We start from the raw sequence: 25,223 nt of genomic DNA on the forward strand, positions 1-25,223 counted from the left end.
CTTTCCACAGACACAACTTCCGGCCCCGGCGTTGCGGCAAACGGCTTCCCCGGCAGCGGATTCCTTGCGCCCCGCTTACGGCAGCGGCTGGCTCAGCTCCCGGCCCAGCGCCGCTACCAAGGTGGTCATGGCCTCCTGAATACCCTGGCACTGCTGCACCATGCGCGGTTTGGGCTCACCCTTGGTCGTATACTGGTCGTAGTCGCGCAAGGCAAATTCCACCGGCTGCCGCCGGTTCTGGGCCGCAGTGGTGCTGATGCGGGAAAATTCATCGGCCCGCTGCCACTGTACCAGCCCATCGGCGGTTAGCCCGCCGCCGGCGTCACTGGCGGCAGTGGTAACGGGGTAGTTGGGGTAGCTGATGTCGGTCAGCTCGTAGTGCAGGCCGTCGGGCTGGGCGCGTAGCCGGAAGCGGAACAGCAGGTTGAAGCGGCGGGCCTCCAGGTTCTTCTGGGCCGGCCCCACGGCCTGCACCATAGCCTGCCCGATGAGTACGCCCCGGCCGGTATCGGCGAAGCGCACTACCTGATCATACTGCTCAAACTGCCGGGCCAGCCACTCCTGGGCGCGGCCGTACACCTCTGCCTGGGGCAGTCCGGCGGCCGGCAGCACGCCTCGGTAGGTTATCTGATGGGTCACGGAATCAAGGGGCACTACCGGCAGCGGCCGTTGGTAGCCGGTCAGCAGCGGGGCCGTTTGGGCGTGGGCGGCGGGCGTAATCAGGCCCAAAGCCAGCAGGCCAGCGAGTAGATAACGGGTCATAGCGAGCAGGATAAAGCAGTGTGCGCCGGCTGCTCGCAACTATCGGGCCTGAGGGCCGGAATGTGCCGCCTCAGCCCCGGGCGCGGCGGCGCAGGAACTCGCGCAGGGCCCCGGTGAGCGGCTCGGCGGTGCTGAGCTGGTGGTAGTCGAAGCCGTGGGAGCGGGCGCGCTGGGCCGTGTCGCGGAGCCACTGCTGGAGCTGCTGCTGCCAGGCGCGGCGCTGCTGGCCGGCATCCAGCTGGAGCTGCTGGCCGGTTTCGAGGTCCTCGAAGGTAATGGCGCCTTTGAAGGTAAACTCCAGCTCGTTGCGGGCCATCAGGTGCAGCAGCAGCACTTCGCCGGAAGCGGCGCGCAGGCGGGTCAGCAGCCGCTCAATCTCGCCGCTGGCCTCGTACAAATCACTCACGCAGATGGTCAGGGCGGGTTGCCGCCGGGCCGTAAGCGGGGCCAGAGTGGCCGAATCGGGGAATTGGCCAGCGGCCTCGGTGGTTTCCAGGGCGTGGTAGAGGCGGCTGAGCTGACGGGCATCGGCGCGAGGCGGCAGGTGGCGCAGGCCGCCGGGGTGCAGCACCGTCAGGGACACCGCGTCGCCCTGCTGGGTGGCCACGTAGGCCAGGGCCGCGCACAGCAGCCGGCCGTAGTGCAGCTTGCTCAGGCCGTTATCATCCTGGTGGTTCATGCTGGCGGTGGCATCCAGCACGAGGTGGACCACCAGGCTGGTATCCACCTCCGACTCGCGCAGGTAGTACCGGTCGGAGCGGGCGGCCAGCCGCCAGTCGAGGCGGCGCAGGTCGTCGCCGGGCTGGTAGGGGCGGTACTGGCTGAACTCCATGCCCGCCCCCTTGCGCCGACTCAGGTGCGCCCCGTGCAGCAGCCCCTCAGCGGCGCGCCGGGCCGCCAGCGGCAGGTTCTGCAAGGCGTGAAGGTATTCGGGGGTGAGCATGAGGTAGGGGTTGGGGGTATGCGGGTAAGCGTTTCGTGGCGGCAGTAGCGCGAACTTTGTAGTTCGCGTTTCCGTGCCGATAGCGTGGTTGGAATGGCGCGGGGCCGCGAACTACAAAGTTCGCGCTACTGCCCAACGGCCCGATCTGCGCTTGATGAAGACCTCCCCGCGAATTGGAAGGTCGCTTTTCGCCTGATGAGGACCTCCCCGCGAGATGGAAGGTCACTTTTCGCTTGAAATGGGGCTTTCCATCTCGCGGGGAGGTCCTCGTCAGGCGAAAGATGGCGTTACCAACGTCGGTAATGCTTGTCGTCAGGTGAAAGATGCCGTTACCAACGCCGGGCAGGGGGCCTGACTACAAACGAACGGCTTTCAGCAGGGCGGCTACCGCGTCGTCGGGAGTGAGGTTTTCGGCTTCGGCGTTGAAGTTGAGCAACACCCGGTGGCGCAGCACGGCCGGGGCCAGGGCCTGCACATCCTCCAGGGTGGCGGCGAAGCGGCCGTGCAGCAAGGCCCGGGCCTTGGCGCACAAAATCAAGGCCTGTCCGGCCCGGGGGCCCGCGCCCCAGCGGCCGTACTCCCGAATAAACGGCACTTCCGACGTAGCCGGCCGCGTAGCCCGCACCAGCCGGTTCACCAGCCCCATCAGCTCCGCGCTGATGCTTACCTGCCGCGTGAGCAGCTGCAGCTGCCGCACTTCCTCACCGCCCAGAATGGGCTGCACCTGCTGGCGGCTGGTGCCGGTGGTGCCGCTGAGTACGGCCAGTTCCTCCTGCTCGGTGGGGTAGCCGATGCGCACGTACAGCAGAAACCGGTCGAGCTGAGCTTCGGGCAGCGGGTAGGTGCCGCTCTGCTCGATGGGGTTCTGGGTGGCCAGCAGGAAGAACGGCTTGGGCAGCGCGTGCTCCTGGCCGGCGTAGGTTACGTGGCCTTCCTGCATGGCTTCCAGCAGCGCGGCCTGAGTTTTGGGCGGCGTCCGGTTAATCTCATCGGCCAGTACCAGACTGGCGAAAATGGGGCCGGGGTTGAACTTGAACGAGCGGTGGCCGGTGCCGTGGTCTTCCTCCAGAATCTCGGTGCCCAGAATATCGGTGGGCATCAGGTCGGGGGTGAACTGGATGCGGCGGAAGGGCAGGTCCATGGCCTGGGCCAGGGTGCGCACCAGCAGGGTTTTGGCCAGGCCCGGTACGCCTTCCAGCAGGGCGTGGCCCCCGGCCAGCAGGGCCACCAGCACTTCTTCCAGCACCTCGTGCTGGCCCACAATCACCTTTCCTATTTCCTGTTTGAGCAGCGGAATTTTGGCCAGTAGGCGGGTTACGTCTTGTTCGGTCACCGGGAGCGGGCGTTGAAAGTCAGGGAAAAGATGGCGAATACCGCAACAAAGTCCGGTAAAGCCTGCCAAGGCTGCTTATAGGCAGGCTGGGTACATAAATTTTCTTGCGGCGGTAAAGTCTGATTAGCGTGGCGAGTGGTTTGCGGCCGGTCGGCCTAATCTGCTACTTCGGACCATGATACACAACTCCTCCCGTATTTCCGGCCCCGCCCGCCTGTTAACGGCCCTGCTGCTCGGTGCCGGCCTCGCCACCTCCGCACAGGCCCAAACCACCCCCGATGCGCCGACTCCTAACAAACCGCCGTACGCCAACGCCCTGCGCCTGGACATTGGTGGGGCGCTGGCCCGCAACGTGGCTCATAACATCCTGAATTCTTCCCCGGATCTGCTAGTGCCTGTTCTGGTAGGCTACGAGCGGCAACTGGGCCGCCGCATCAGCGGCAACGTGGAGGTGCTGGTGAACGGGGGCGAGCCGGACGAGCGGTTATCGGGGGTGGCACTGCAGGGCCGTTATTACCTGTATCAGGGGCGTAAAACGGGGCTGCTGGGCGTATATGCCGCTCCTACGCTGAGCTTCCGGAGTGCGCGCCAGCAGTTTTACTACAGTTCCACCAGGTATACAAGCAAGCTGGGCGGGGCTGGCGGATTGCTGGGAGTACAGCTGCCCCTAGGAAACCGGCTGCTGCTGGATGTATCGGGTGGGGTCATGACCTGGAAGCGTCTGGATGAAACTGAGCTTTCCAGTCTGCCTAGCTACTACCGGTACAAAACCTACTACGAAGAGCAGGGCACCGTATTCGATGGCCGCCTCAGTCTGGGCTACCGGTTTTGAATTGTCAGGGGAAAACACCCTTGCCCTCTTCCAGCAGAAATACCTTTCATACAGCTTGTACACAGTAGTTTATTGAACCATCAGTTTATGCTAAAATCCGAATCCTATGCTCACGCCATGCAGAACTAAGCGCCGCAGTCTGCGCAAAAACATGTTTCCGCTGATACTGACCTTCTGGACCGCTACTATCTGCGCCCAGGCCCAGACCGCTCCCGATACCGCCGCGCCGGCCCGTATCGGCTTCCGCCACGCCCTGCGGCTGGATGTGGGCGGCGTGCTGGCCCGCAATTTGGCCTACAATGCCCTGAACAATACGCCGCAGCTCCTGCTGCCCGTGCTGGTGGGTTACGAGCAGCAGCTGGGCCGCCGCACGAGCGGCAGCGTGGAGGTGCTGCTCAACGGCGGCGAGCCTACCGAACGGGCCTCGGGCTTGGCGGTGCAGGGACGCTACTACCTGTATCAGGGCCGCCAAACGGGCCTGGTGGGTATCTACGCGGCACCCACACTCAGCTACCGGGCCATAAAACAGGCTACCTATTACAGCCTCGGCACCGAAAAGCGCAAGCTGGGCGGGGCGGGCGTGCTGCTGGGGGCGCAGGTGCCGCTGGGCGGCCGGGGCCGGCTGCTGCTCGATGTATCAGGCGGCATCATGGCCTGGAAACGGCTCGACCAGGGCCCGCAGAATACCGCGCCGGGGTATTATGATAACGAGACGTTCTACGAGCGAAATTCCTCCGTTTTCGATGGCCGTATCAGCCTGGGCTACCGGTTTTAGCATCAGGCCGTGAGGGCATACAGGATGATGTTCACCCCGAACTTGGTGTTGTCCTCGGCCAGGAAGCGTTTGTTGCGGAAGTCGTAGTCCCACTCGCAGCCGTAGTCTTTGTTGGAGTAGAGCACGGCCAGCCGACCGTTGATTTCGATGCCCTTCAGGTAGTCATGCACCAGGTCGTCGCCCCAGCCGTTGAGCTCAAAACCGGTGTTGGGCGGGCCATCAGGGAACTTGAAGAACTGCGAGTAAATCGGGTGCGACTTGGGCAGCTTCTTCAGCGCCCCGGCCCCGAAGCACACGCGCATCTGCTCCTCAAAGCTGCGCGCGAATAGCCCGTCGATATCGTGGTTGCAGTCATCCACGAACACGAAGCCGCCGCCGCGCACGTACTGCTCAAAGTTCTTGCGCTCCGGGGCCGAAAACTGCACCAGCCGGTGCCCCGAGAGGTAGCAGAACGGGTAGTGAAACAGCTCCACCGAGTCGAGGGCCACCACTTTCTCCTTGGCATTCACGGGCACCTTGGTGTACTGCACCAGGGAGTGCAGCAGGTTGGCGGGCATCCGCTCATCCACGGCATCCCAGTCGCCGGAGCGGTATTGGAGGCGTACAAAAGTGAACGGAGCGGGCATAGAGAGCAGGGAAGAGGAGGATAAAGGCGGGGCAATGACACCGGTCCGGTACTAAAGGTGGCACCGGGCAGCCCGGTAGGATGCCAGCCCGCAGCGGATTGTCCCCGAATGAGGCACGGTTTATGACGCTAAACATACGCCGCCACTGGCAACCACCGTTACCGGAGCTGGCGTATTGTCCGTAACCACATCTTTGTCTGGAAGCTATGAAACGCACCCTGCTCCTGTTGCCGGCCCTGCTGCTGGCCGCCACCGCCCATGCCCAGTTTGGGGTGAAGGCCGGTATCAACGCCGCCGTGCTGGACGGTGAAAACCTGGGCTCCACCTCCACCCGGTACAAAACCTACTACCACGCCGGGCTGCTCTACGAGGCCAAAGTGCTGGGGCCGGTATCCATTCAGCCCGAGTTGCTGTACTCGTTGCAGGGCAGCTCCATCCGCACGGCCATCGGGAATTACGACGCCCGGCTGCACTACCTCAACCTGCCCGTATTGGCCAAAATAACGGTGGGGCCGGTGTTTGTGGAGGCTGGCCCGCAGGTGGGCTTTCTGGTTGCGAATGAAGAAGCCAACGTAGTAGGCGGCGGGGGCGGCTACCGTTTCCGCCGCACCGATTTCACGCTGGCGGCCGGGGGTGGCTTCAAGCTGGGTAACCTGCTGCTCGGGGCCCGCTTCAACGCCGGCCTCAACGACATCGACCGGACGCCATACCCCACGAATCTCAACGACCCGCGCTTCAAAAACCGCGTGCTACAGGGCTACGTGGCCTATCAGTTCGGTGACGACTGACAGCCGCTACCCGCTGCCGCCCGGTACTTGACTTTTGTCAAGTTAGTTGCGGAAAATGCGGTTAAGGCTGCCCGGCAGGCGTTAGGGATGGGAAAGAAAGGAATGTACTTTTCTGGCGTACTCTTTCTCCATTCTGCTTTATGCGCCAAACGTTACTTGTTATTGGGACCAGTCTGCTGGCCGCTATCTGCTCCACCACCACGCATGCTCAAGCCCTGAGCGGCACCCGGCTGGGGCTGAAAGGCGGAGTTTCCATCACTACGCTGGATGGCGTACTCAATGCCACGCCTAAAATGCGCGGTGGCATAGTATTAGGCCCTGTGTTGCGTCTGAAGCCGAACAAGCAGGGATTTTCTGTGCAACTGGAAGCGTTGCTCAGTGCCCAAGGTGCCAACCTGGATACGGGTACCGAAACCATTAAGCGAGATACCTATTATTTCAACGTGCCCGTGCTGCTCCGCCAATACATTAGCAGGTTGTTTTACGTAAACGTGGGTCCGCAGCTGGGCTTGCACTTGGGCGCCGGTCAAGGGCAGTACAAAACCGCCGAGGCGGCCGTTACAGGAGGTTTCGGTTTGGAAACGGCCGATGGATTTATAGTGGATGCTCGTCTGAACTATGGCCTTTCCGACATCAACGACAACCCAGGCGAGCGGCAGTTGCGCCAGCAGCTAGGTATTGGGGGGCTGCACAACCGAGGCGGGCAGCTGACTATTGGCTATCTGTTCGGGAAGAAATAACGGCTCATATTTCCTACATACAAAGGGGCTCCGTTGCGGTTGAAACGGAGCCCCTTTGTAACTGTTTAAGTCTTCTCTACACCGCGTCGGAAAGACTGGTGAAGGTGAAGTCCCGGATTTTGAGTGGGGGCACCAGATTCCCACCCAGGCGCACGGGCTTGCCGATGGCCTCGATGTTATTGAGCATAATCACCGGGCTTTCGTTAAAACGGAAGTTCTTGATGGGGAACTTGATCTTGCCATTCTCGATGTAAAACGTCCCGTCGCGGGTGAGGCCGGTGAACAGCAGCGTCTGCGGGTCTACGTCGCGGATGTACCACAGGCGCGTCACCAGAATGCCTTTGGCGGTGCTCTTGATCAGGTCCTGCACACTCTGGGTGCCGCCTTCCATGATGAAGTTGCCGGAAAAGGCGGTGGGCTCGGTCTTGTTTTTCTCGGCCCAGTACCGGGTATAGTAGAGGTTTTTCACCACGCCCTTTTCCACCCAGTTCATACGCTTCACCGGCAGCCCGTCGCCATCGAACACGCCCCCGGGCGCCTGTGGGTTCAGCGGGTCGGAATAGATGCTGATGCGGGAGTCGAATAGCTTCTCGCCCTTACGGTTGCCGCCGCCCTTTTTGCTCAGGAAGGAGCGGCCCTCATCGGCTTCGCGGGCTCCAAATGAGTACACTAGGTTGTTGAGCAGACCCTCATCCGATACCAGCGCAGCGGGTTCCAGAATTACGGTGTACTTGCCGGGCTCCAGGGCCTTGGCATTGCGCGAACCGGCAGCTTTATCGGCGGCCAGTTGCGTGAGGTTCTTGGCGCTGAACTTGGCTACGTCGGTGAAATCGGCCACGGCGTAGCCCGAGCCGGTGCCGTCGGGCGTGCGCACCGTCACTGAGAAATCGAGGCTGGTACTCTGCTGATAGGCTTCCAGCCCTTTGTTGTTGCGCATGGCCTGGAAGTAAGCGCCGTCTTCGAGGTAGCCGGCACCGGTGAGCTGCTTAGCGGTACACAGCGCAATACTGTCGCCGGCGGCTTGGGCCCGGAAATCGGGGGTGATGGCGGCAGTGCCGGCCGCGTAACTCACGGGCGTGAGGTACTGCTGGGGCCCCAGCAGGGGCATGTACTCGGGGTCTTCGGGGGCGAGGCGGGCAATTTCCTCGGCCCGCTGCACGCAGCGGCGCAGAGTGGCATCGTCGAACTCGTTGCAGGTGGCCACGCCCGCCCGCTTACCAAACCGCGCCTCTACTACCAACGATACGTTGTCGGTGGCCCCGGCCGTACTCACCGAGTTGCGGGCGTAGCGGATGTTGCCGGTGTTGCGGCCGTTCAGGTTGGCCTGGCACTCATCGGCTTTGCTGAAGCCGATGACCTTCTTCAGAATAGCCTGGGCCTCGTCTTTGGAGAGAATAGCCATAGTCTTAACCGATTTTGCGGGCGGTGTTGATGACATTTACCGCGTTGAAGCGGGTGGTGCTGGAGCCGTGGCTTACGGCCGACGACTGCGAGGGCTGGCCCTTGCCGTCGTTGAAGAAGCCCGCAAACCGGTAGTCCGACTGGTCGCAGACGGCAGCGCACGAGTTCCAGAACTCCAGGGTGTTGGTCTGGTAGGCCACGTCTTCCAGCATACCCGTAATTTTGCCCTTCTCGATGGCATAGAACACTTGCCCGCCGAACTGGGAGTTGTAGCGCTGCTGGTCGATGGAGAAGGAGCCGTTGCCGGCAATGTAAATGCCCTTGTCCACTTTGCTCACCATATCGTCCACGCTCATCTTCTCGGTGCCGGGCTTGAGGCTCACGTTGGGCATGCGCTGGAACTGCACATCCTGCCACGACTGCGAGTAGCAGCAGCCGTCCGATTCCGTCTGGCCCACGATGTGCGCCTGGTCGCGGATTTTCTCGTAGCCCACCAGCTTGCCTTCGTCAATGAGCTTCCACTCCTTGGTTTTCACGCCCTCGTCGTCGTAGCCCACCGCGCCCAAAGAGCCGGGCTGGAGCTTATCGGCCACAATGTTCACTTGCTTCGAGCCGTAGGGCAGGTTTTTGGCTTTCCATTCCAGCGTAGCGAAGCTGGTGCCGGCGTAGTTGGCCTCGTAGCCCAGCACGCGGTCTAGTTCCAGCGGGTGCCCCACCGATTCGTGAATGGTGAGGCCCAGGTGGTGCGGGTCGAGCACCAGATCATACTTGCCGGGTACCACGCTTTTGGCTGTGAGCTTTTCCTTGGCCTGGCGGGCGGCCAAAGCCGCGTCTTCCAGCATATCGTAGCTGTTGCGGTAGCCGATGACGCCCGAGCCCTGAGGACCGGCAATTTTGTCCTCGGCCTTAGGCGATAGGTACTCGTAGCCCAGGCCCATAGGGGCACTCAGGGCCTGCCGGCTGCGGAACTTGCCCGAGCTGCGGTCCACCACCGTTACGCCAAACGTGGGGAAAATGCGGTGAATGTCCTGGTCGATGTAGGAGCCGTCGGTGCTGGCGAAGTACTTCTGCTCGTTCACCTGAAACAGTACCGAATTCACGAAGCTGGCGCCGTTTTCCATGGCCTTGGCGTTGGCGGCCAGCAGCAGGTCCACTTTGTCCTTGATGGGCACCTCAAACGCGTTCTGCTTGATGGGCGCTTTCCACTCCACCTCGCCGTACCCCTTCTGGGGGGCCAGTTTCACCTGTTCCTTCTGCACCTTGGCGTTGGCCTTGGCAATCTGCACGGCCAGTTGGGCCGCTTTGGCAATACCGGCTTCCGTGACCTGGTTGGTAGCCGCAAAACCCCAGGTACCGTTGGCAATAACGCGCACGCCCGCCCCGTAGCTTTCCGAGTTGACGATGTTCTGCACCTGCTTCTCCCGGGTGAATACGCCCTGGTTGAGGTAGCGGCCAATACGCACGTCGGCGTAGGTAGCACCCGCCGATTTGGCGGCGTTCAGGGCCACATCGGCCATGCGCTTCTTCACGGCTACATCGGGGCCGGGCTCCAGCAGGCGCAGCGGGTCTACGGCGTCGCCGGCGAAGCTGGGCAGGGAGGGCAGCCACAGGGAGCCGGCGGCCAGGCCGGTCAGGCCCACAAAATCACGTCTTTTCATAATCACAGAGGGTACAGATGGAGGGATGTCGCAGATTCGTGCTGGTGGCAGGAAAAATCACAGATGGTGCCGATAGCGCCGATACCGCAGATTCGTTCTGGCGCTATTGGCACCACCTATGCTTACACTGCGTCGGAGAGGCTGGTGAAGGTGAAGTCCCGGATTTTGAGCGGGGGCACCAAGTTACCGTTCACGCGCACGGGTTTGCCAATGGCTTCCAGGTTGTTGAGCATGATAATCGGTGACTCATTGAAGCGGAAGTTCTTCACCGGGAACTTGATTTTGCCGTTCTCGATGTAGAACGTTCCGTCGCGGGTGAGGCCGGTGTAGAGCAGCGTCTGCGGGTCTACGGGGCGGATGTACCACAGGCGCGTCACCAGAATGCCCTTAGCTGTGCCTTTGATGAGGTCGGCGGTGCTTTGGCTGCCGCCTTCCATAATCCAGCCGCCGGGACGGGGTACATCCGGAATGCCAGCTTTCTGGGCCCAGTAGCGGGAGGTGTAGAGGTTCTTCACCACACCCTTCTCAATCCAGGTGATTTTCTGCTGCGGACGGCCGTCACCGGAGAACGTGAGGTCAGCAATTTCGGGGTTCAGTGGGTCGGAGTAGATGGTCACCCGCTCATCGAACAACTTCTCACCCTTGCGGTTACCACCACCCTTTTTGCTCAGGAAGGAGCGGCCTTCGTCGGCGTTGCGGGCATCGAGGGCGCTCATCAGGGCCTGCATCAGCGAGGCGTCGGAGTTGGCTACCAGCGCGGCAGGTTCCAGAATCACGGTGTATTTGCCAGGCTCCAGGGCCTGGGCGTTGCGCGAGCCGGATGCCTTATCGGCCGCAATCTGGGTAAGGCGGCGGGCGTCGAACTTGCTGGCGTCGTTGTAGTCGGCGGTGGCGTAGCCTGAGCCGGTACCGTCAGGCGTGCGCACCGTAATGCTGAACTCCAGGCCCGAGGTCTGCTGGTAGGCTTCGAGTCCTTTGCTGTTGCGCTTGGCCACAAAACCGGCCGCGTCGTTGAGGAAAGCCGCCGAAGTCAACTTCTTCTCGTCGCAGAGCTTCATGCTGGCTCCTACCTGGGCGGCCCGGTAGTCGGGCGTGATGTCGGCGGTGGCTTTGGCGAAGCTATTGGCCGAGGTCAGGTATTTCTGGGGGCCCAGCAGGGGCATATACTCGGGGCTTTCGGGGGCGAGGCGGGCAATTTCCTCGGCCCGCTGCACGCAGCTGCGCAGCGTCGCGTCGTCGAACTGGTTGCAGGTAGCCACGCCCGAGCGTTTGCCGAAGCGCGACTCCACCGTCAGGCTCACGTTATCCACGCCGCCGCTGGTGCTGATGGCGTTGCGGGCCGAGCGAACGTTGCCGCCAGTCTGGCCATTAAGGGTGGCCTCGCACTCATCGGCCTTGCTGAAGCTGAGCACCTTTTGCAGAATGCCCTGCGCTTCGGTTTGGGAAAGAATTGCCATGGGAGGTTGATAGGCTGATTTGTTGCTAACCGATTTTGCGGGCGGTGTTGATGACGTTCACGCTGTTGAAGCGGGTGGTGCTGGAGCCGTGGCTCACGGCCGACACCTGGCTAGGCTGGCCCTTGCCGTCGAAGAAGGAGCCGAACAGGCGGTAATCAGACTGGTCGCAGACGGCGGCGCAGCTGTTCCAGAACTCCACTGTGTTGGTCTGGTAGGCCACGTCCTCAATCATGCCGGCAATTTTGCCTTTCTCGATGGCGTAAAATACCGTACCGCCGAACTGGGAGTTGTAGCGCTGCTGGTCGATGCTAAACGAGCCCCGGCCAGCAATGTAAATGCCCTTGTCGACCTTGCTGATCATGTCGTCCACGCTCATTTTCTCGGTGCCGGGCTTGAGGCTGATGTTGGCCATGCGCTGGAACTGCACATCCTGCCACGACTGCGAGTAGCAGCAGCCATCCGACTTGTTCTGGCCCACGATGTGCGCCTGGTCGCGGATTTTCTGGTAATCCACCAGCTTGCCATCCTTGATGATGTCCCACTGGCCGGTCTGCACGCCTTCATCATCGAAGCCCACCGCACCCAAGGAGCCGGGCTGGGTTTTATCGGCAATGATGTTCACCTGCTTCGAGCCGTAGGGCAGGTTTTTAGCTTTCCATTCCAGCGTGGCGAAGCTGGTGCCGGCGTAGTTGGCCTCGTAGCCCAGCACGCGGTCCAGCTCGGTAGCGTGGCCGATGCTTTCGTGGATGGTCAGGCCCAGGTGGTTGGGGTCGAGCACCAGATCATACTTGCCGGGTACCACGCTTTTGGCCGTGAGCTTCTCCTTGGCTTGCTTGGCGGCCAGGGTGGCATCTTCCAGCATGTCGTAGCTGTACTTGTAACCCACCAAGCCGGTGCCGGCGGGGCCGGCAATCTTGTCCTGCGCTTTGGGCTGCATGTACTCGTAGCCCAGGCCCATCGGTGAACTGAGCGCCTCCCGGGTACGAAACTTGCCGGAAGCCCGGTCGATGGCCGTGACGGAGAAGTTGGGCCAGATGCGGTGAATGTCCTGGTCGATGTAGGAGCCGTCGGTGCTGGCAAAGTACTTCTGCTCGTTGATCTGGAACAGAGCTGAGTTGACGAACGTGGCACCGTTTTCCAAAGCTTTGGCGTTGGCAGCCAGCAGCAGATCCACCTTGTCTTTTACCGGTACCTCGAAGGCATTTACTTGAATGGGGGTTTTCCAGGAAACTTCCCCAAAACCCTTCTGCGGAGCCAGTTTCACGGGTTCCTTCTGTACTTTGGCGTTGGCTTTGGCAATCTGCACGGCCAGCTGGGCCGCTTTGGCCATGCCGGCCTCGGTTACCTGGTTGGTGGAGGCAAAGCCCCAGGTACCGTTGGCAATAACCCGGATGCCGGCCCCGAAACTCTCGCCGCTGGCAATGTTCTGCACCTGCTTTTCGCGGGTGAACACGCTCTGGTTGAGGTAGCGGCCGATGCGCACATCGGCGTAGGAGGCCCCGGCCGCTTTGGCCGCGTTGAGGGCCGCGTCGGCCAGGCGTTTTTTCACGGCCACATCCAGGCCGGGTTCCAGCAGGCGGGCGGGGTCAACCAGCGTCCCGCCGAAGCCGGGTACCGAGGGCAGCCACAGGGCCCCGGCCGCCAGACCGGTGAGGCCCACGAAGTCGCGTCGTTTCAAAAGCGTATCAGTTTGGGTGAATGGAGAAAGGAAATCGAAGGAAGTTTAGGCAGACGCGCTGCCAATTGCAACCTACGGACAAAAAAGCCGTAGTCGGGCTGCATTGCTGTGGGCATAACCCAATAATTATTGCGAAATCCGTAATGCAAGGGGCAGTCGAACGTCATGCAGAGGTGTAGCCAAAGCATCTTGCGTGCTGAAGTTGGAATAGCGTGGCAACGGCAGCACGCGAGATTCCTCGCCGGCTCGGAATGACGTTCTTATTGCTTGACGTTCTTCCCTAACAGCGTCAGCGCGCTACTCTACCAGCGCCAGCAGCTCGGCGGCAATCTGGGGCCAGGGTTGGGCCAGGTCGAGGGTGACGATGCGCACGGGGTGGCCGCCGAGGGTGTAGCGCACATCCAGCGAGTGGGTGGCGGCCGGGTACAGCAGGATGCCTTCCAGCTGCTGACCGGGCAGCGTGGGCTGGTTCTGCAGGTAGGCGTAGAGCTGGTAGAGGTGCGGGGCCAGCAGCTTCTGCTGGTTGTAGCGCAGGCGCAGGGCCGCCGCGTAGTACTTGGTATCGAGGATGATTTTGCGGTCCGGACTTTCTAGGGTAGTATCGGTAATCATGGCGGGCAGCAGCTCCAGGGCGGCGGCCGTTTCGGTACTTGCCTGCCACTGAATCGTTTCACTCAGCACCCGGAACTGCCGCTGCTCCAGGCGGTAGAAATTGCGCACGAACTGCTCGAACAGCCGGGCCATCAGCCGCTCGTCGCGGCGGAAGTCGCGGAAGCGGTGGTGCCCATCCGCCTCTGGCGTAGGCAGGGCGCTCAGGTGTAGCAGCTCGCACACGTTCAGCAGGAATCCGCCCAGCCCATTTGGCCGCTGCCGGCGCACGAAGCGCAGGGAAGCCGCCGTGAGGGGCAATGGCTCTACGGCGGCCGGAAACCGGCGCAACCCGGCCCGCAGCTCCTGCCGCAACGCCGTCGGCAGGCCCCGCGTCCGGCTCACTTGGTGCAAAGTGCCCCGCAGCAGGCCCGCCAGCGGGGTATTTGTGTTCAGCTCATCAAACGCGCACACGGCCCGGCCCCGGCGCAGCAGGTCGCGGCTGAGGGTAGGGGTGAGCAGTACCCGGCCCCGCAACTCGGGCAGCTCGGCAGTATGCTCCGTGTACCCGACCGGCAACCCTTGGCGCAGCAGCCGACGGGTACCGGTCAGCAACACATGACTCAGCAGCTCCAGCGGCCGGTGAAACGCCTCCGCACTGACAGCCCGCAGCTCCTCCTGCTCCGGCAGCCGGTTCCAGGCGTAGCACAACAGGTAGTACAGGTTCTGGATAGGAATCACGCGGGTGGCTGGGCGGATGGCTGAATTGACGGATTATTATATGGGTGAACGGCTTGATTCGCCACATGCTCAGGTATGACACGCTAACAATCCAGCAATCTACCCATCCAACAATCCACTCAGCAGTTTCTTCTGCTGCTGCGCGGCTTTGGCGGGTTGGTCGAGCCAATAATCGGTAAGGAGCGGGGCAATTTCCTGCTCCAGAATCAGGCGCAGCCAGTTGGCCGCCTCGACGGGGCTGGCCGGGGGCTGGCAGAAGTAGCTGTGGCCGATGCAGAAATCGGGTCCTAAATCGGGGTCGTCGGCAATGGTCTGGTTGAGTTGGTGGAGGCGGGTGGTGAGTTGCTGGATTATAGCGGAAGGCACGTGCCGCGCCGCCAGAAACTGGCGTAGCGGTTCGTCAAACCCAGGCGCCAATCTCACGAAAGCAAAGCGGCGGCGCAACGCGTAATCCAGCGGGGCGAGGCTGCGGTCGGCTAGGTTCATGGTCCCGATGACGTACACGTTTTCGGGCACGAAGAAAGGCGGGCTGCCAGCGGGAGAGTAGGGCAGCCGTACGGCGTGGGCCGGGCCGCGCTTATCGGCTTCCAGCAGCAGCAGCAATTCCCCAAAAATGCGGGCGACGTGGCCCCGGTTCAGCTCATCAATCAGCAGAAAATACGGCCGCTTGGGGTCCTGTCCTGCCCGCTGGCAAAAGTTCACCAGAATGCCATCCTGCAGCCTAAACTGCCCGTGCGCATCCGGCCGAAAACCCTGCACGAAATCCTCGTAGCTGTAGCTGGGGTGAAACTGCACCAGCTCCACGCGGGCCGCATCGGTAGCGCCCAGCTCCAGCCAGGCCAGTCGCCGAGCCAGAAACGTTTTGCCGGTGCCGGGCGGCCCCTGCAGGATCAGGTTGCGGCGGCGGCGCAGGGCTGCCAGAGCCGCCTGCAGATCTGCTTCGGATATAAACAGCTCCGCTAGTGCCATTTCCCGGGTATAGGGCGTGACAGGTGGCCGCGCGTAGGCGGGTTGTGGTTCGTGCGCTTCCGCTGCTTCCGGCGTTGCCCTTTCTTTGATTGGGCGAGCTACTTCCCGCGCTGTACCGGTGTACAGTTCCTGCATCTGCTCCTGCGCGGCCACGTCCCCGTCCAGCAGAGGCGAGTTTTCCAGGGTAGGGCGTTTTGTTGCAATAGTGAAGCTGAGGTTTTCCAGAATGCGGTTGGTAGGTGTTCCGGCCGGTAAGGGCCACCGCGCCTCCGGTTGCCCCAACGCCAGCCGATACGCCAGCTGGGCCACGGCACGCGGGGCATACCGCTTGCTTCGGTACACCAAATCGTACACCGTACTCAGGGGCATGCGCGAACCCTCCTGGTCCATGTGACGAAGGGCCTGCAGCACCTGGGCGCGGGTCAGCAGAATTGAATCGGGAGAAGTGGGCATACGGTTCTAAAGTACGGGCAAAACAGCCGGATGCTGCCAAAAAGGTCCCGCCGGCCGGCCACAAAAGAGCCCGACCAACGAAACGCTGGCCGGGCTCTTTTGCTGTGCTACGAAAAGCTTAGGAGCCTTTCTGCGTGGTTTTCTTTTTACCGTCGGGCTTATCCGATTTGGTTTCTTCGTTCTTCTTTTCATCCTGCTTGGTCGCCGGATCGGTATGCTTGGGGGTGCTGGTAGGCTGAGCCATAATTTCTGGGTAAGAATGGATGGTGTACAGGTGTACGCGCCGCAGGGAAACAGGGTTGGTAAGATGCTTCCGGTGTCAGCCAATGGCTATTGCCCGCGTACCTCCACCGTGCGCTGAATCCCCAGCTTTTTCATGCGGGCTTCCAGGGTTTTAGGGTTGATATCGAGCAGCTGAGCCGCTCCGTTCGGGCCGCTGACCCGGCCGCCGGTGCGGTGTAGCGCCGCCAGAATATGGTCCCGTTCCTGGGCCTTCAGCGTTTTCAACGGGCCACCCGTTTCTGCTGGTGCCGGGGCTGCCTGCGCTGCGGCGGCAAAGCCCTGGAACTCCAGAAACGGCCCCTGACTCACAATTACGGCCTGTTCCACCACGTGCTCCAGCTCCCGGACGTTGCCGGGCCAACCGTATTGCTGCAGAGCCCGAAGGTCCCGCTCGCGCAGGCCACGTACGGGTTTGCCCATCTGCTTGGTGAAGCGCTCCAGAAAGTGCCGTATGAGGGCCTCTACGTCCTCGGGCCGCTCGCGCAGGGCGGGCAGCCGGATCGGGAATACGTTGAGGCGGTAGTACAAATCGGCCCGGAAGCGGCCGGCGGCTACTTCCTCCTCCAGCACGCGGTTGGTAGCCGTTATTACCCGCACATCGGTCTGGATTACCCGCCGGCCCCCAATGCGCTCAAACTCCTTTTCCTGCAATACCCGCAGCAGCTTGGCCTGCAGATCCAGCGGCAGCTCGCCCACTTCATCCAGGAAAATCGTGCCCCCATCGGCCAGCTCAAACTTCCCGATGCGCCGGTCATGTGCGCCCGTGAAGGCCCCCTTCTCGTGCCCGAAAAGCTCACTTTCGATAAGTTGGGCGGGTAGCGCGGCGCAGTTAAGCTTGATAAGGGCCCGTTCGCGCCGGGGCGACAGGTTGTGCAGGGCCCGGGCCACCAGCTCTTTGCCGGTGCCGGTTTCGCCGGTGATGAGCACGGTGGTATCGGTGGGGGCCACCTGGGCCAGCCGGGTATACACCTGCTGCATCCGGGCGCTGCCGCCCACAAAGTCGTCGAGGCGGGAAGCGGCCGTGGTGTTGATTTCGTCGATGAGGTAGGTTCGTTCCCGTTCCAGCTGGGTCCGGAGCGCCTCAATCTGCTCGAAGGCCAGCACGTTCTGAATGGCCAGCCGGACCTGGGGTACCAGGGTCTGAATCAGCTCCAGATTTTCCTCCGTGAAGGCGAAAGGTTGCCCACTGGCCAGAATCAGGGCCACGACAGGTTCTTCGCCGGTTTTCAGTGGGGTACACAGCAACGACTGCGTGCCGCGTTCCTCCCGGATAAAGCGCAGCAACTCGTAGCGCCGGGCCAGCTCTTCAAAATCGGAGCCTACGTACACGCCCGGCGCCGCAAACAGTTCCAGCACGGCTTCCTGGGCGGCGGCCCATTGCGGAAGCTCATCGTGGCGGCTGGCATCAAGCGGGGCGAAGCTGCCGTCGGGCTGCCGGTTGAACTCGGCCAGCGCCCGCACCGGTGAGTTGGATTTGCGCACCCGCACGCCAAAATAGTCGCAGGGCACCACCTGGCTGATTTCGGTGGCAATGGTGCGAAACAACTCCCCACGTTCCTTAATGCTGAGCAAGGCGTTATTAAGCGCCAGCTGCATGGATTTCTCCTGCTCTCGCCGGGCAATGTCCTCGAAGGCCAGGGTGTTGGTCACGGCCACGGCCACCAGGCTCCCGATTTTCTCCAGCAGATCAATATCGTTGGGTGAAAAGGACGGCTGCCGACGCGCCACCAACGACAACAAGCCGATGAGCCGGCCACCCGTACGGAGGGGCACTACCACAAAATACCGCATGCCCCGCTCCAGCAGCGCGCAAAAGGGCGAGTACTGCGGGTACGTGGTCAGCAGTTCCTCCAGGTCATACTGAGAAAGGTGCGGCTGGCGTACGAACTCTTCAATGGGCGTACCTTCAATGGGCATGCGGCCCACTGGTTTGGTGCCGGCCTGGCTGGGTAACAGCACCTCCCCGAGGTAATCCCGCAGGAATACCCGTCGATACTGGTGCTCAGCATCGAGGGTAAGGATGGTAATGGCGTCAAACGGAAAAATCAGCCGTAACTTTTCCGTCACGCTCCGGAACAGGTCCTCCTTATTGCGAGTGGTAGCAATGGCCTCATTGAGGTAGAGCAGTAGAGAATCGTCCTGGTCGGGCATGGCTATAGTAAGCTGGTAGAAATTCAGGAATTATTTATTCCTCAAATAGCAGGATAAAAATACAGGATATCCTGCTATTTGAGGAATAAATATTTTTATAGGGTTAATTGAATATTTGTGCTGTTGGAATTATTTTCTGCTATTGGAGTGAATGGGCGCGGTTTTGCATAGGCATTAAAATGATTTTAACGGGTTGGCACGAGGTTAGGTAAAAGGTGGATACTCATAAGCTGCTTTTTCTATGCTTTTCCGACCATACTACGCCGTGCCTTTGCTGGCAACTCTGGGGTTGCTCACGGCCAGCGCGGCCCAGGCCCAGGTGCCCATTGCCGCTGCTACTGCCGGCGACTCTCTGTCGCTGGAAACTACTGTCCGCTCGGTGCTGGATGCCAACCCGGCCATCAACGCCCTGCAGGAGGAAGTAAACCAGGCCCAGAGTCGTCTGGATGAAACGCGCACTTACCTGCGCCCAACGGTAGACGGCACAGCCAGCTACACCCGCATTGATCCGGTAGTGAAAATTCCGCTGGGCGATGCCACGTTTCAGCTGGCACCGGCCAACAACTACGATACCCACGTAACGGCCCGCTACACGCTGCTCGATTTTGGGCGGGCCAACGCAGCCATCAACGCGGCCAAGCTGCGGACCCTCGCGGCCACCGACCAGATCAACGTCACCCGCCGCGACCTGGCTTATGCCGCCGCCCAGAGCTACTACAGCATTCTGTTTGCCCGCGAAGCCATTCGGGTGCAGGATGCGCAGATTGCCTCGTTGCGCCAGCACGAGCGGGAAATGGCGAAGCGGGTAGAAGGCGGCGTAAGCACCAACTTCGACGTGACGACGACGCAGGTACGCATTGCTCAGGCCCTGGACCGTAAAATCGACCTCCAGAGCCAGCTCCGTAACCAGGAGATTCAGCTGGCCCGCCTGCTGCACCGTCCCGAGTCGGAAGTGGTTGCGGTGCGCGGCCGCTTCGAGTACAACCCGCAGGCCGTAAATGTGCAGGATGCGTTGGCGAAAGGCGCTGAAAACCGGCCCGAGGTGAAGCTGGCCAAGGATGCGGAAGAGGCTGCCGCCGCGCAGCTGCGCATCACCGAAACCAGCAACAAGCCCACGCTGAGCGTGCTGGCGCAGGCGGGCGGCAAAAACGGCTACATCGTGCCGAATCTGGAGCGGTTCCGCTTCAATACGGTAGCCGGGGCCCAGCTCAACATCCCGATTTACGATGGGGATAAGAACAAGTATCAGCGCGCCACGGCCCAGTCGGCTATTAAAGGCGCGCAGGCCCGCTCCCAGGATACGCAGGAGCAAATCCGTGCCGATGTGTTGCAGGCTGTGAATACCATGCAAACCAGCACCGCGCGCTACGATAACTCCCAGGTGCAGATTGGGCAGGCGGCCGACGCGCTGACCCGCGCCAAAGCCCGCTACCGCTACGGGGTAGGCAACAACCTGGACGTCCTCGACGCCGAAACCCAGCTGGCCCAGTCGCGCCTCTCGCGCCTGCAGTCTATCTACAACTACACCCTCGGCCAGTACCAGCTCCGCCGCGCCACCGGCGAGCAGATTTGGTAGCGGTGAGATGGTGAAATAGTGAGTTGATGTTCACTGAAAGTCATTATTCCACTAGCCGATTAAACTCACCATTTCACCATTCACCATCATGACCATCCTGTGTCCGATTGACTTTTCCGCCGCGACGGAGGCGCTGGTCACGTATTCGGCGGCGCTGGCGGCGGGCACGGGAGCAACACTGCGGCTGCTGCATGTGCTGGAACCCGGCCCGGCGGCCGCTACGGCCCCGGTGAACGACGTGGAGTTGGCGCGACGGCTGGCCCGGCATCATGAAGCGGCCCAGCAGGCCGGCGCGCAGGTCACCACGGCGGTTATTCAGGGCAATGCGGCGCAGGAAATTGTGGCCGAAGCCCGCCGCTACCCCGCCGACATCATTGTTATTGGCGCGCACGGCCAGACGGGCCTCACGCGCTTTCTGATGGGCAGTACCGCCGAAACCGTCGTGCGCACCGCCTCGTGCGTGACGCTGCTGGTAAAGCCCGGCTCTCCCAACGCCTACCGCCAATCGGCGTAAATCCTTCTGATTACGTGGCCGCTGACCATTGGCTACGTCCTTCCCTTCTCTTGAAACCCGAACAACCAAGTACCCATATGGCAACTCCCGTTCAACACGATTCGGCCGTAGCGCCTACGCAATCCGGAGCTTACGAGCCGGTAGCGGACGAGCAACCCGAGGGCCGCTCCAAGCGCCCGATTATCATGATTATTCTGGCCCTTGTGCTGCTGGTAGGCGGTTACTTTGGCTGGCAGCGCTATCAGTTCGGCCAGGCCCACGAGGAAACCGACGATGCCCAGGTGGAAGGCGACGTGTACCCGATTCTGCCCCGCGTTTCGGGCCCGGTGCTGGAAGTGAAGGTGGAAGACAACCAGCCCGTGAAAAAAGGTGATGTGCTGGTGACTGTGGACCCCGCCGACCAGCAGCAGCGCGTGAATGCCGCCGAAGCGGCCCTGGCCGCCGCCCAGGCCAACGTGGTAGCCGCCCGCGCCGCCGTGGGTACGGCCTCGGCCAACGTCAGCTCGGCCCAGTCGGCCATTGGCGTGAGTGATGCCACCCGGTCCCGCCTCGAAAAAGATCTGAAGCGCAGCCAGTTTCTGCGCAAGGAGGATATCATTCCGCAGAGTGAGTACGATGCCGTGCAGGCCAACCTGAAATCGACCAGCGCCCAGCGCGCTACGGCCCAGCAGCAGGTAAAAGTGGCCCAGCAGCAGGTAGCAGCCGCCCAGCAGCAGGTAGCAGTGGCAGAAGCCGTAGTGAAGCAGCGTCAGGCCGACCTCGACAATGCCAAACTTCAGCTGAGCTACACGACTATTGTGGCACCTGGTAACGGCATCGTGAGCAAGAAGAACGTGCAGCCCGGCCAGGTGGTGGGCCCCAACCAGCAGCTGATGGGCATTGTGGCCAGCGGCAACACCTGGGTTATTGCCAACTTCAAGGAAACCCAGCTGGAAAACATGCGCGTGGGCCAGCCGGTAACGGTAGAAGTGGATGCCTACCCGAACGAGGAGTTTGAAGGCAAAATCGAGTCTCTCTCAGCTGCTACCGGCGCCCGCTTCGCCCTGCTGCCCCCCGATAACGCCTCGGGCAACTTCGTGAAAGTAACCCAGCGCGTGCCCGTCAAAATCACCCTGACCAAAACTGACCCCGAACACCCTCTGCGCGCCGGGATGAGCGTGGTAGCAACGGTGAAGGTCAAGTAGTGTAGGAGGGTGAGAGGGTTTGAGAGTAGGAGTTTTCCTGCGTCAGACATTTTCACCCGCTTTATCTATCGGTCTGTTTTAGTTTATCCCGGACCGTCTTTTCGGCTTTTCCGAGGATGGACATAATAGCGCGGGCTTCTGACAGCAGATCGTCCAGTTTGCCGGTAGGTAGTGAGCTCCCTTCGCTCAAAAGCTCCAGCCACAGCACCGCTTCGTCGGCTTCTTCAAGGGCAATGTGCAGCTTGGCGTTGAACTCCCGTTCGGAGCGTGCCCGGCAAGCTGCCCGATAATTGGCGGCTACGGAAGTCCCGGACCGCAAAAGCTGCAAGCCCGCAACCCGACAGGAGGGCTCCTTCGGAAATCGGTCTGCCAGCTTCATAATGCGCAACGCAAACGTCTTGGTGCGCTGCCGAAACTCCTCGGCGAAGTCAAAATTTGACACACTGTTCGGCATAGTGGGTAGGAATTGATTCTCTCCAAAGAAAACAACTCCTACCCGCTTACCCTCACACCCTCATACCCTATATCAGCGTGGAAACCGGATTTACCAAGTGGATCATCGTCATTACGGTGGTGATGTGCTGCTTGCTGGAGCTCATTGATACCAGCATCGTAAACGTGGCCCTGACCCAGATGATGGGCAACCTCTCGGCCACGCAGCAGGAAGTTAGCTGGGTGGTGGCCTCCTACGGCATTGCCAACGTCATCGTGATTCCGATGACAGGCTTTCTGGCCGAGCAGTTCGGCCGCCGCAACTACTACCTGTTCTCCGTGATTCTGTTTACGCTGGCCTCCATGGCCTGCGGGCAGAGTACCAACATCTGGGAACTGGTAGCCTTCCGCTTCATTCAGGGCGTTGGTGGCGGGGCGCTCATGGCTACCTCCCAGGCTATCCTGATTGATACCTTCCCACCCAAGCAGCTGGCTTTGGGTCAGGCTCTCTTCGGGATGGGCGTGATTATCGGTCCCACCATCGGTCCCACGCTCGGCGGCTGGATTGTGACCAACTACACCTGGCCCTGGATTTTTTACGTGAACGTGCCAGTGGGTATTCTCGCTTCCATCTTCACGGTGCTGTTCATCCGCGACCCGGAGCGCATCAAAAATGCCATTCCGCGCCCGTTGCGCGAAATCGACTGGCTGGGGATTTTCCTGCTGATTCTGGGCGTGGGCTCGTTGCAGCTGGTGCTGGAGCAGGGCGAAACCGAAGACTGGTTCGAGAGCCTGTACATCAACTTCTTCACCCTGATGTCGGTAATCGGCGTGGTGGGCTTCATCTGGCGCGAGCTGACGGCCAAGCAGCCCATCGTGGATCTGCGGGTGCTCACGCGCAGCCGCAACCTGGCCATTGGGGCGTTCCTGTCGTTTATTCTCGGGTTCGGGCTGTTCGCCTCGGTGTTCGTCTTCCCGATTTTCTGCCAGCGGATTCTGGGCTTCACGGCCGAACAAACCGGCTACATTCTGCTGCCGGGGGCGTTGCTTTCGGGCTTTATGATGCCGGTGGTGGGCAAGATGATTCAGGGTGGCGTGCCGCAGAAATACATTCTGCCAGTGGGCTTCATCACCTTCTTTTTGTTCTCCTTCTGGATGAGCACCCAGATTTCGCCCACGGCCGGCGAGAGTGACTTCTTCTGGCCGCTGCTGCTGCGCGGGTTCGGTCTGGCTTTGCTGTTCCTGCCCATTACCACTATGTCGCTCAGCGGCATCAGTGGCAAGGATGCGGGCCAGGCTGCCGGCCTCACCGGCATGATCCGCCAGCTCGGCGGCTCGTTCGGGGTGGCGCTGGTGGGCACCTACCTGGAGCGCTCCATTGCCCAGAACCGGGTGGGCGTGGCCTCCAACGTGTCGCTCTACGACCCCGAAACCCAGCAGCGCATCCAGGGGCTCACGGCCAGCTTCATGAGCAAGGGAGCCAGCTTCCTCGATGCCCAGCAGCAGGCCTACGCCGCCCTCAGCGGCATGATCATGAAGCAGACCTCCATCATCACCTACGGCCAGACCTTCCTAATGATCGGGGGCTTCTTCCTGCTCTGTCTGCCGCTGATGTTCCTCATCCAGCGCGCCAAGCCCGGCGAAAAAGTCGACCTGAACGCCGCGCACTAAGCGGTAGGGTATGGGGGTAGGAGGGGATGAGTTTAGGAGTTGCTTTTAGATAAGAGCCTGTATGAACGTGCAACGCCCCAGCCGGAATCCGGTTGGGGCGTTGTTTCGTCCTTGTAAAGCAGGTTGACCGAGTAATCTGAGTACAACGATTCAGGAGTAATAACTCCTGCCGGCATAACCTCTTACCCCCACACCTTACTACCTACTGATACTGAATATACAGCGGCTTGGGAGTGAGTTCGGCCAGGACCTCCTTGGCGGTCATGATGTGGTGGGGCTTGGGGCGGGCATCGTACTCATAGAACAGCTTGAAGCCGGTGTACTGCACGGGCTCATTCTGGATGTAGGCTTTGTAGGAGTCCTTTTTCAGGGTGGGCTCGCCGTGGCCGTCCATGTGCATCACAATCTGCACGCGCGGGTCCAGTTTGATGTTCTTGTAGTTGCTGATCATCTTCCGGGTGAAGCGGTGGACGGTCAGCACTTTGGGCGGGAGCTTGTTTTCGCTCACGATGCGGGCCAAGAAGTTCACCGTGAAGTTCACGTCCTTGGCATCCAGCGTCCCGATTTTCTGGTTGGGGCGCACGCCGGGCATGGTGGAGAGCGAAAACTCGGGGTCTATGCCCAGGTGCACGATGGGGTCTTTCAGGTACTGCTCCAGCTTGGGCAGCTCGGCCTGCAGGGTGCTGTGGCCCGGCTGCACGTCCAGAAACAGCAGGCAGTTGTGCTCCTTGGCCCAGCTGAGGACTTCCTCAATGGTGGCTTTGGAGTTCATCAGACGCCATTTGCCATCCTTGCCGGCCGTGCCCTGGGCCGTGATGGTCACGTTGTGCAAGGCGGCCTGCACCGGAATGCTGGGGTCGGCGGCCTGCCACTCCTTCAGCACGCCCTCAAACTTGCGGAACATCTGCTCCTTGGGCTCCCGGCCCAGAATACCCATGCCCTTCGAGCGGATATTGCCATAGAAGGCAATAATGCGGTGACCCGGCAGAATAGCACCCGGCAGCTGGCCGTTCTTCTTGGCAATGGAATCGGCCTTGAGCGAGTCGCGGCGCATAGCTTCCATTTTCAGCTTCACCGTGTCAATCACCACGGGTTTGGTGGTATCGGCCACAACGGCGGCGTTTTCCGAGTCGGTGCCGGAGCGGGAGCCGCAGCCGGGCAGCGTGGTGAGGGTAAAGGCGAGGCCCAGGGTAGCCAGCGCGGGGGCCGTCAGGCGGGTGAAAGTCTGAAAATAAGACACTGAAAGGAAACGGATTGAGGTCGGGAAACAAAAACGAAGGTACGCGTTTTCGTCTGACCCATACGGACTAAGTAAGGGTTGCCGGAGCAGTAGCTGAACAGTAGCGCGGAAACGGCCTGTGGTGTGTTTTGTGCGAGAGTGATTTCCGGAGTCGTTCTTATTATCTACTTATTCGCCAATGATTTACGATTCTTAATCTTGCAGATTAGCCTGCCGTATTCGGTTCGGGCCGGTGGGTTGCTGCATGTTGCGCCGGGGCCTGCTTGCCCGATAGGCATCATTACCTACCGGGCAAGCAGGTCCGGATAGGTGGCCTGTACCTGCCCGTTGCGCATGTAGCAGGACTGATGCGTAACGGGCAGGTATATATTTCGTGGCAAAGTTGTTGCGCCATCATTAGCAACGTGCTGTATTCACCATTTCATATGA

General features: G+C 61.1%; 22 protein-coding genes. 8 read left to right on the forward strand and 14 right to left on the reverse strand.

What is annotated here, in order from left to right; genetic code table 11:
* Positions 1-75 precede the first annotated feature (75 nt).
* From EI293_RS13080 to EI293_RS13090, 3 genes are all read right to left on the reverse strand, one after another.
* Entirely contained in the window at positions 76-762 is a 687-nt protein-coding gene (locus EI293_RS13080; RefSeq protein WP_125438525.1) for a DUF4468 domain-containing protein, read from the reverse strand.
* 70 nt (positions 763-832) lie between these two features.
* Positions 833-1,705, reverse strand: coding sequence for a DUF58 domain-containing protein (locus tag EI293_RS13085; protein ID WP_125438528.1), 873 nt, complete (start codon positions 1,703-1,705; stop codon positions 833-835).
* A gap of 355 nt (positions 1,706-2,060) precedes the next feature.
* Complete coding sequence (locus EI293_RS13090) at positions 2,061-3,038, reverse strand: AAA family ATPase (RefSeq protein ID WP_125438531.1); 978 nt, start codon at positions 3,036-3,038, stop codon at positions 2,061-2,063.
* Between the two features lie 175 nt (positions 3,039-3,213).
* On the opposite strand from EI293_RS13090, the gene EI293_RS13095 reads away from it, so the two are divergent.
* Positions 3,214-3,870, forward strand: coding sequence for a hypothetical protein (locus tag EI293_RS13095; protein WP_125438534.1), 657 nt, complete (start codon positions 3,214-3,216; stop codon positions 3,868-3,870).
* Between the two features lie 151 nt (positions 3,871-4,021).
* A complete protein-coding gene (locus EI293_RS13100; RefSeq protein ID WP_125438537.1) occupies positions 4,022-4,645 on the forward strand; it encodes a hypothetical protein in 624 nt (207 codons plus the stop codon).
* A 2-nt stretch (positions 4,646-4,647) separates the two neighbouring features.
* Here EI293_RS13100 and EI293_RS13105 read toward each other — a convergent pair whose 3' ends face one another.
* A complete protein-coding gene (locus EI293_RS13105; protein WP_125438540.1) occupies positions 4,648-5,271 on the reverse strand; it encodes a DUF4159 domain-containing protein in 624 nt (207 codons plus the stop codon).
* A gap of 206 nt (positions 5,272-5,477) precedes the next feature.
* Here EI293_RS13105 and EI293_RS13110 point away from each other — a divergent pair, with 206 nt between their 5' ends.
* Both EI293_RS13110 and EI293_RS13115 read left to right on the forward strand, forming a co-directional pair.
* Positions 5,478-6,059 carry a porin family protein gene (locus EI293_RS13110; RefSeq protein WP_125438543.1) on the forward strand — a complete coding sequence of 194 codons (582 nt, stop codon included), beginning with the start codon at positions 5,478-5,480 and terminating at the stop codon, positions 6,057-6,059.
* Between the two features lie 140 nt (positions 6,060-6,199).
* Positions 6,200-6,799 (forward strand): porin family protein, encoded by a 600-nt coding sequence (locus EI293_RS13115; protein WP_125438546.1) that lies wholly within the window; start codon positions 6,200-6,202, stop codon positions 6,797-6,799.
* 76 nt (positions 6,800-6,875) lie between these two features.
* On the opposite strand, the gene EI293_RS13120 is transcribed toward EI293_RS13115, so the two are convergent.
* From EI293_RS13120 to EI293_RS13150, 8 genes are all read right to left on the reverse strand, one after another.
* Positions 6,876-8,201 carry a TldD/PmbA family protein gene (locus EI293_RS13120; RefSeq protein ID WP_125438549.1) on the reverse strand — a complete coding sequence of 442 codons (1,326 nt, stop codon included), beginning with the start codon at positions 8,199-8,201 and terminating at the stop codon, positions 6,876-6,878.
* Between the two features lie 4 nt (positions 8,202-8,205).
* Positions 8,206-9,858 carry a TldD/PmbA family protein gene (locus tag EI293_RS13125; protein ID WP_125438552.1) on the reverse strand — a complete coding sequence of 551 codons (1,653 nt, stop codon included), beginning with the start codon at positions 9,856-9,858 and terminating at the stop codon, positions 8,206-8,208.
* Between the two features lie 122 nt (positions 9,859-9,980).
* Positions 9,981-11,315 (reverse strand): TldD/PmbA family protein, encoded by a 1,335-nt coding sequence (locus EI293_RS13130; protein ID WP_125438555.1) that lies wholly within the window; start codon positions 11,313-11,315, stop codon positions 9,981-9,983.
* A gap of 25 nt (positions 11,316-11,340) precedes the next feature.
* A complete protein-coding gene (locus EI293_RS13135; RefSeq protein WP_125438558.1) occupies positions 11,341-12,993 on the reverse strand; it encodes a TldD/PmbA family protein in 1,653 nt (550 codons plus the stop codon).
* A 297-nt stretch (positions 12,994-13,290) separates the two neighbouring features.
* Positions 13,291-14,322, reverse strand: a complete 1,032-nt coding sequence (locus tag EI293_RS13140) for a 5-methylcytosine restriction system specificity protein McrC (protein ID WP_170170364.1) — start codon at positions 14,320-14,322, stop codon at positions 13,291-13,293.
* 99 nt (positions 14,323-14,421) lie between these two features.
* Positions 14,422-15,744 (reverse strand): AAA family ATPase, encoded by a 1,323-nt coding sequence (locus tag EI293_RS22105; protein WP_170170365.1) that lies wholly within the window; start codon positions 15,742-15,744, stop codon positions 14,422-14,424.
* A 118-nt stretch (positions 15,745-15,862) separates the two neighbouring features.
* On the reverse strand, positions 15,863-15,988 hold the full coding sequence (locus EI293_RS22495) for a hypothetical protein (protein ID WP_262706521.1): 126 nt from the start codon (positions 15,986-15,988) through the stop codon (positions 15,863-15,865).
* Between the two features lie 86 nt (positions 15,989-16,074).
* Positions 16,075-18,177 (reverse strand): sigma 54-interacting transcriptional regulator, encoded by a 2,103-nt coding sequence (locus EI293_RS13150; RefSeq protein ID WP_125438564.1) that lies wholly within the window; start codon positions 18,175-18,177, stop codon positions 16,075-16,077.
* Between the two features lie 241 nt (positions 18,178-18,418).
* On the opposite strand from EI293_RS13150, the gene EI293_RS13155 reads away from it, so the two are divergent.
* The 3 genes from EI293_RS13155 (at position 18,419) to EI293_RS13165 (ending at position 21,451) form a co-directional block, all read left to right on the forward strand.
* Positions 18,419-19,753 carry a TolC family protein gene (locus EI293_RS13155; RefSeq protein WP_125438567.1) on the forward strand — a complete coding sequence of 445 codons (1,335 nt, stop codon included), beginning with the start codon at positions 18,419-18,421 and terminating at the stop codon, positions 19,751-19,753.
* A gap of 88 nt (positions 19,754-19,841) precedes the next feature.
* Positions 19,842-20,267 carry a universal stress protein gene (locus EI293_RS13160; protein ID WP_125438569.1) on the forward strand — a complete coding sequence of 142 codons (426 nt, stop codon included), beginning with the start codon at positions 19,842-19,844 and terminating at the stop codon, positions 20,265-20,267.
* Positions 20,268-20,344: 77 nt separating this feature from the next.
* The gene (locus EI293_RS13165) at positions 20,345-21,451 is read left to right on the forward strand and encodes an HlyD family secretion protein (RefSeq protein WP_125438572.1); all 1,107 of its coding nucleotides are present in this window, start codon (positions 20,345-20,347) and stop codon (positions 21,449-21,451) included.
* 61 nt (positions 21,452-21,512) lie between these two features.
* Here EI293_RS13165 and EI293_RS13170 read toward each other — a convergent pair whose 3' ends face one another.
* On the reverse strand, positions 21,513-21,893 hold the full coding sequence (locus EI293_RS13170) for a four helix bundle protein (RefSeq protein WP_246010635.1): 381 nt from the start codon (positions 21,891-21,893) through the stop codon (positions 21,513-21,515).
* An 89-nt stretch (positions 21,894-21,982) separates the two neighbouring features.
* Between EI293_RS13170 and EI293_RS13175 the strand changes: the two genes are divergently transcribed.
* On the forward strand, positions 21,983-23,554 hold the full coding sequence (locus EI293_RS13175) for a DHA2 family efflux MFS transporter permease subunit (RefSeq protein ID WP_125438577.1): 1,572 nt from the start codon (positions 21,983-21,985) through the stop codon (positions 23,552-23,554).
* 202 nt (positions 23,555-23,756) lie between these two features.
* On the opposite strand, the gene EI293_RS13180 is transcribed toward EI293_RS13175, so the two are convergent.
* On the reverse strand, positions 23,757-24,794 hold the full coding sequence (locus EI293_RS13180) for a hypothetical protein (protein WP_125438579.1): 1,038 nt from the start codon (positions 24,792-24,794) through the stop codon (positions 23,757-23,759).
* Positions 24,795-25,223: the final 429 nt, after the last annotated feature.

Origin of the sequence: Hymenobacter perfusus, assembly GCF_003944765.1 — a bacterium.
Taxonomy (GTDB): Bacteria; Bacteroidota; Bacteroidia; order Cytophagales; family Hymenobacteraceae; genus Hymenobacter; species Hymenobacter perfusus.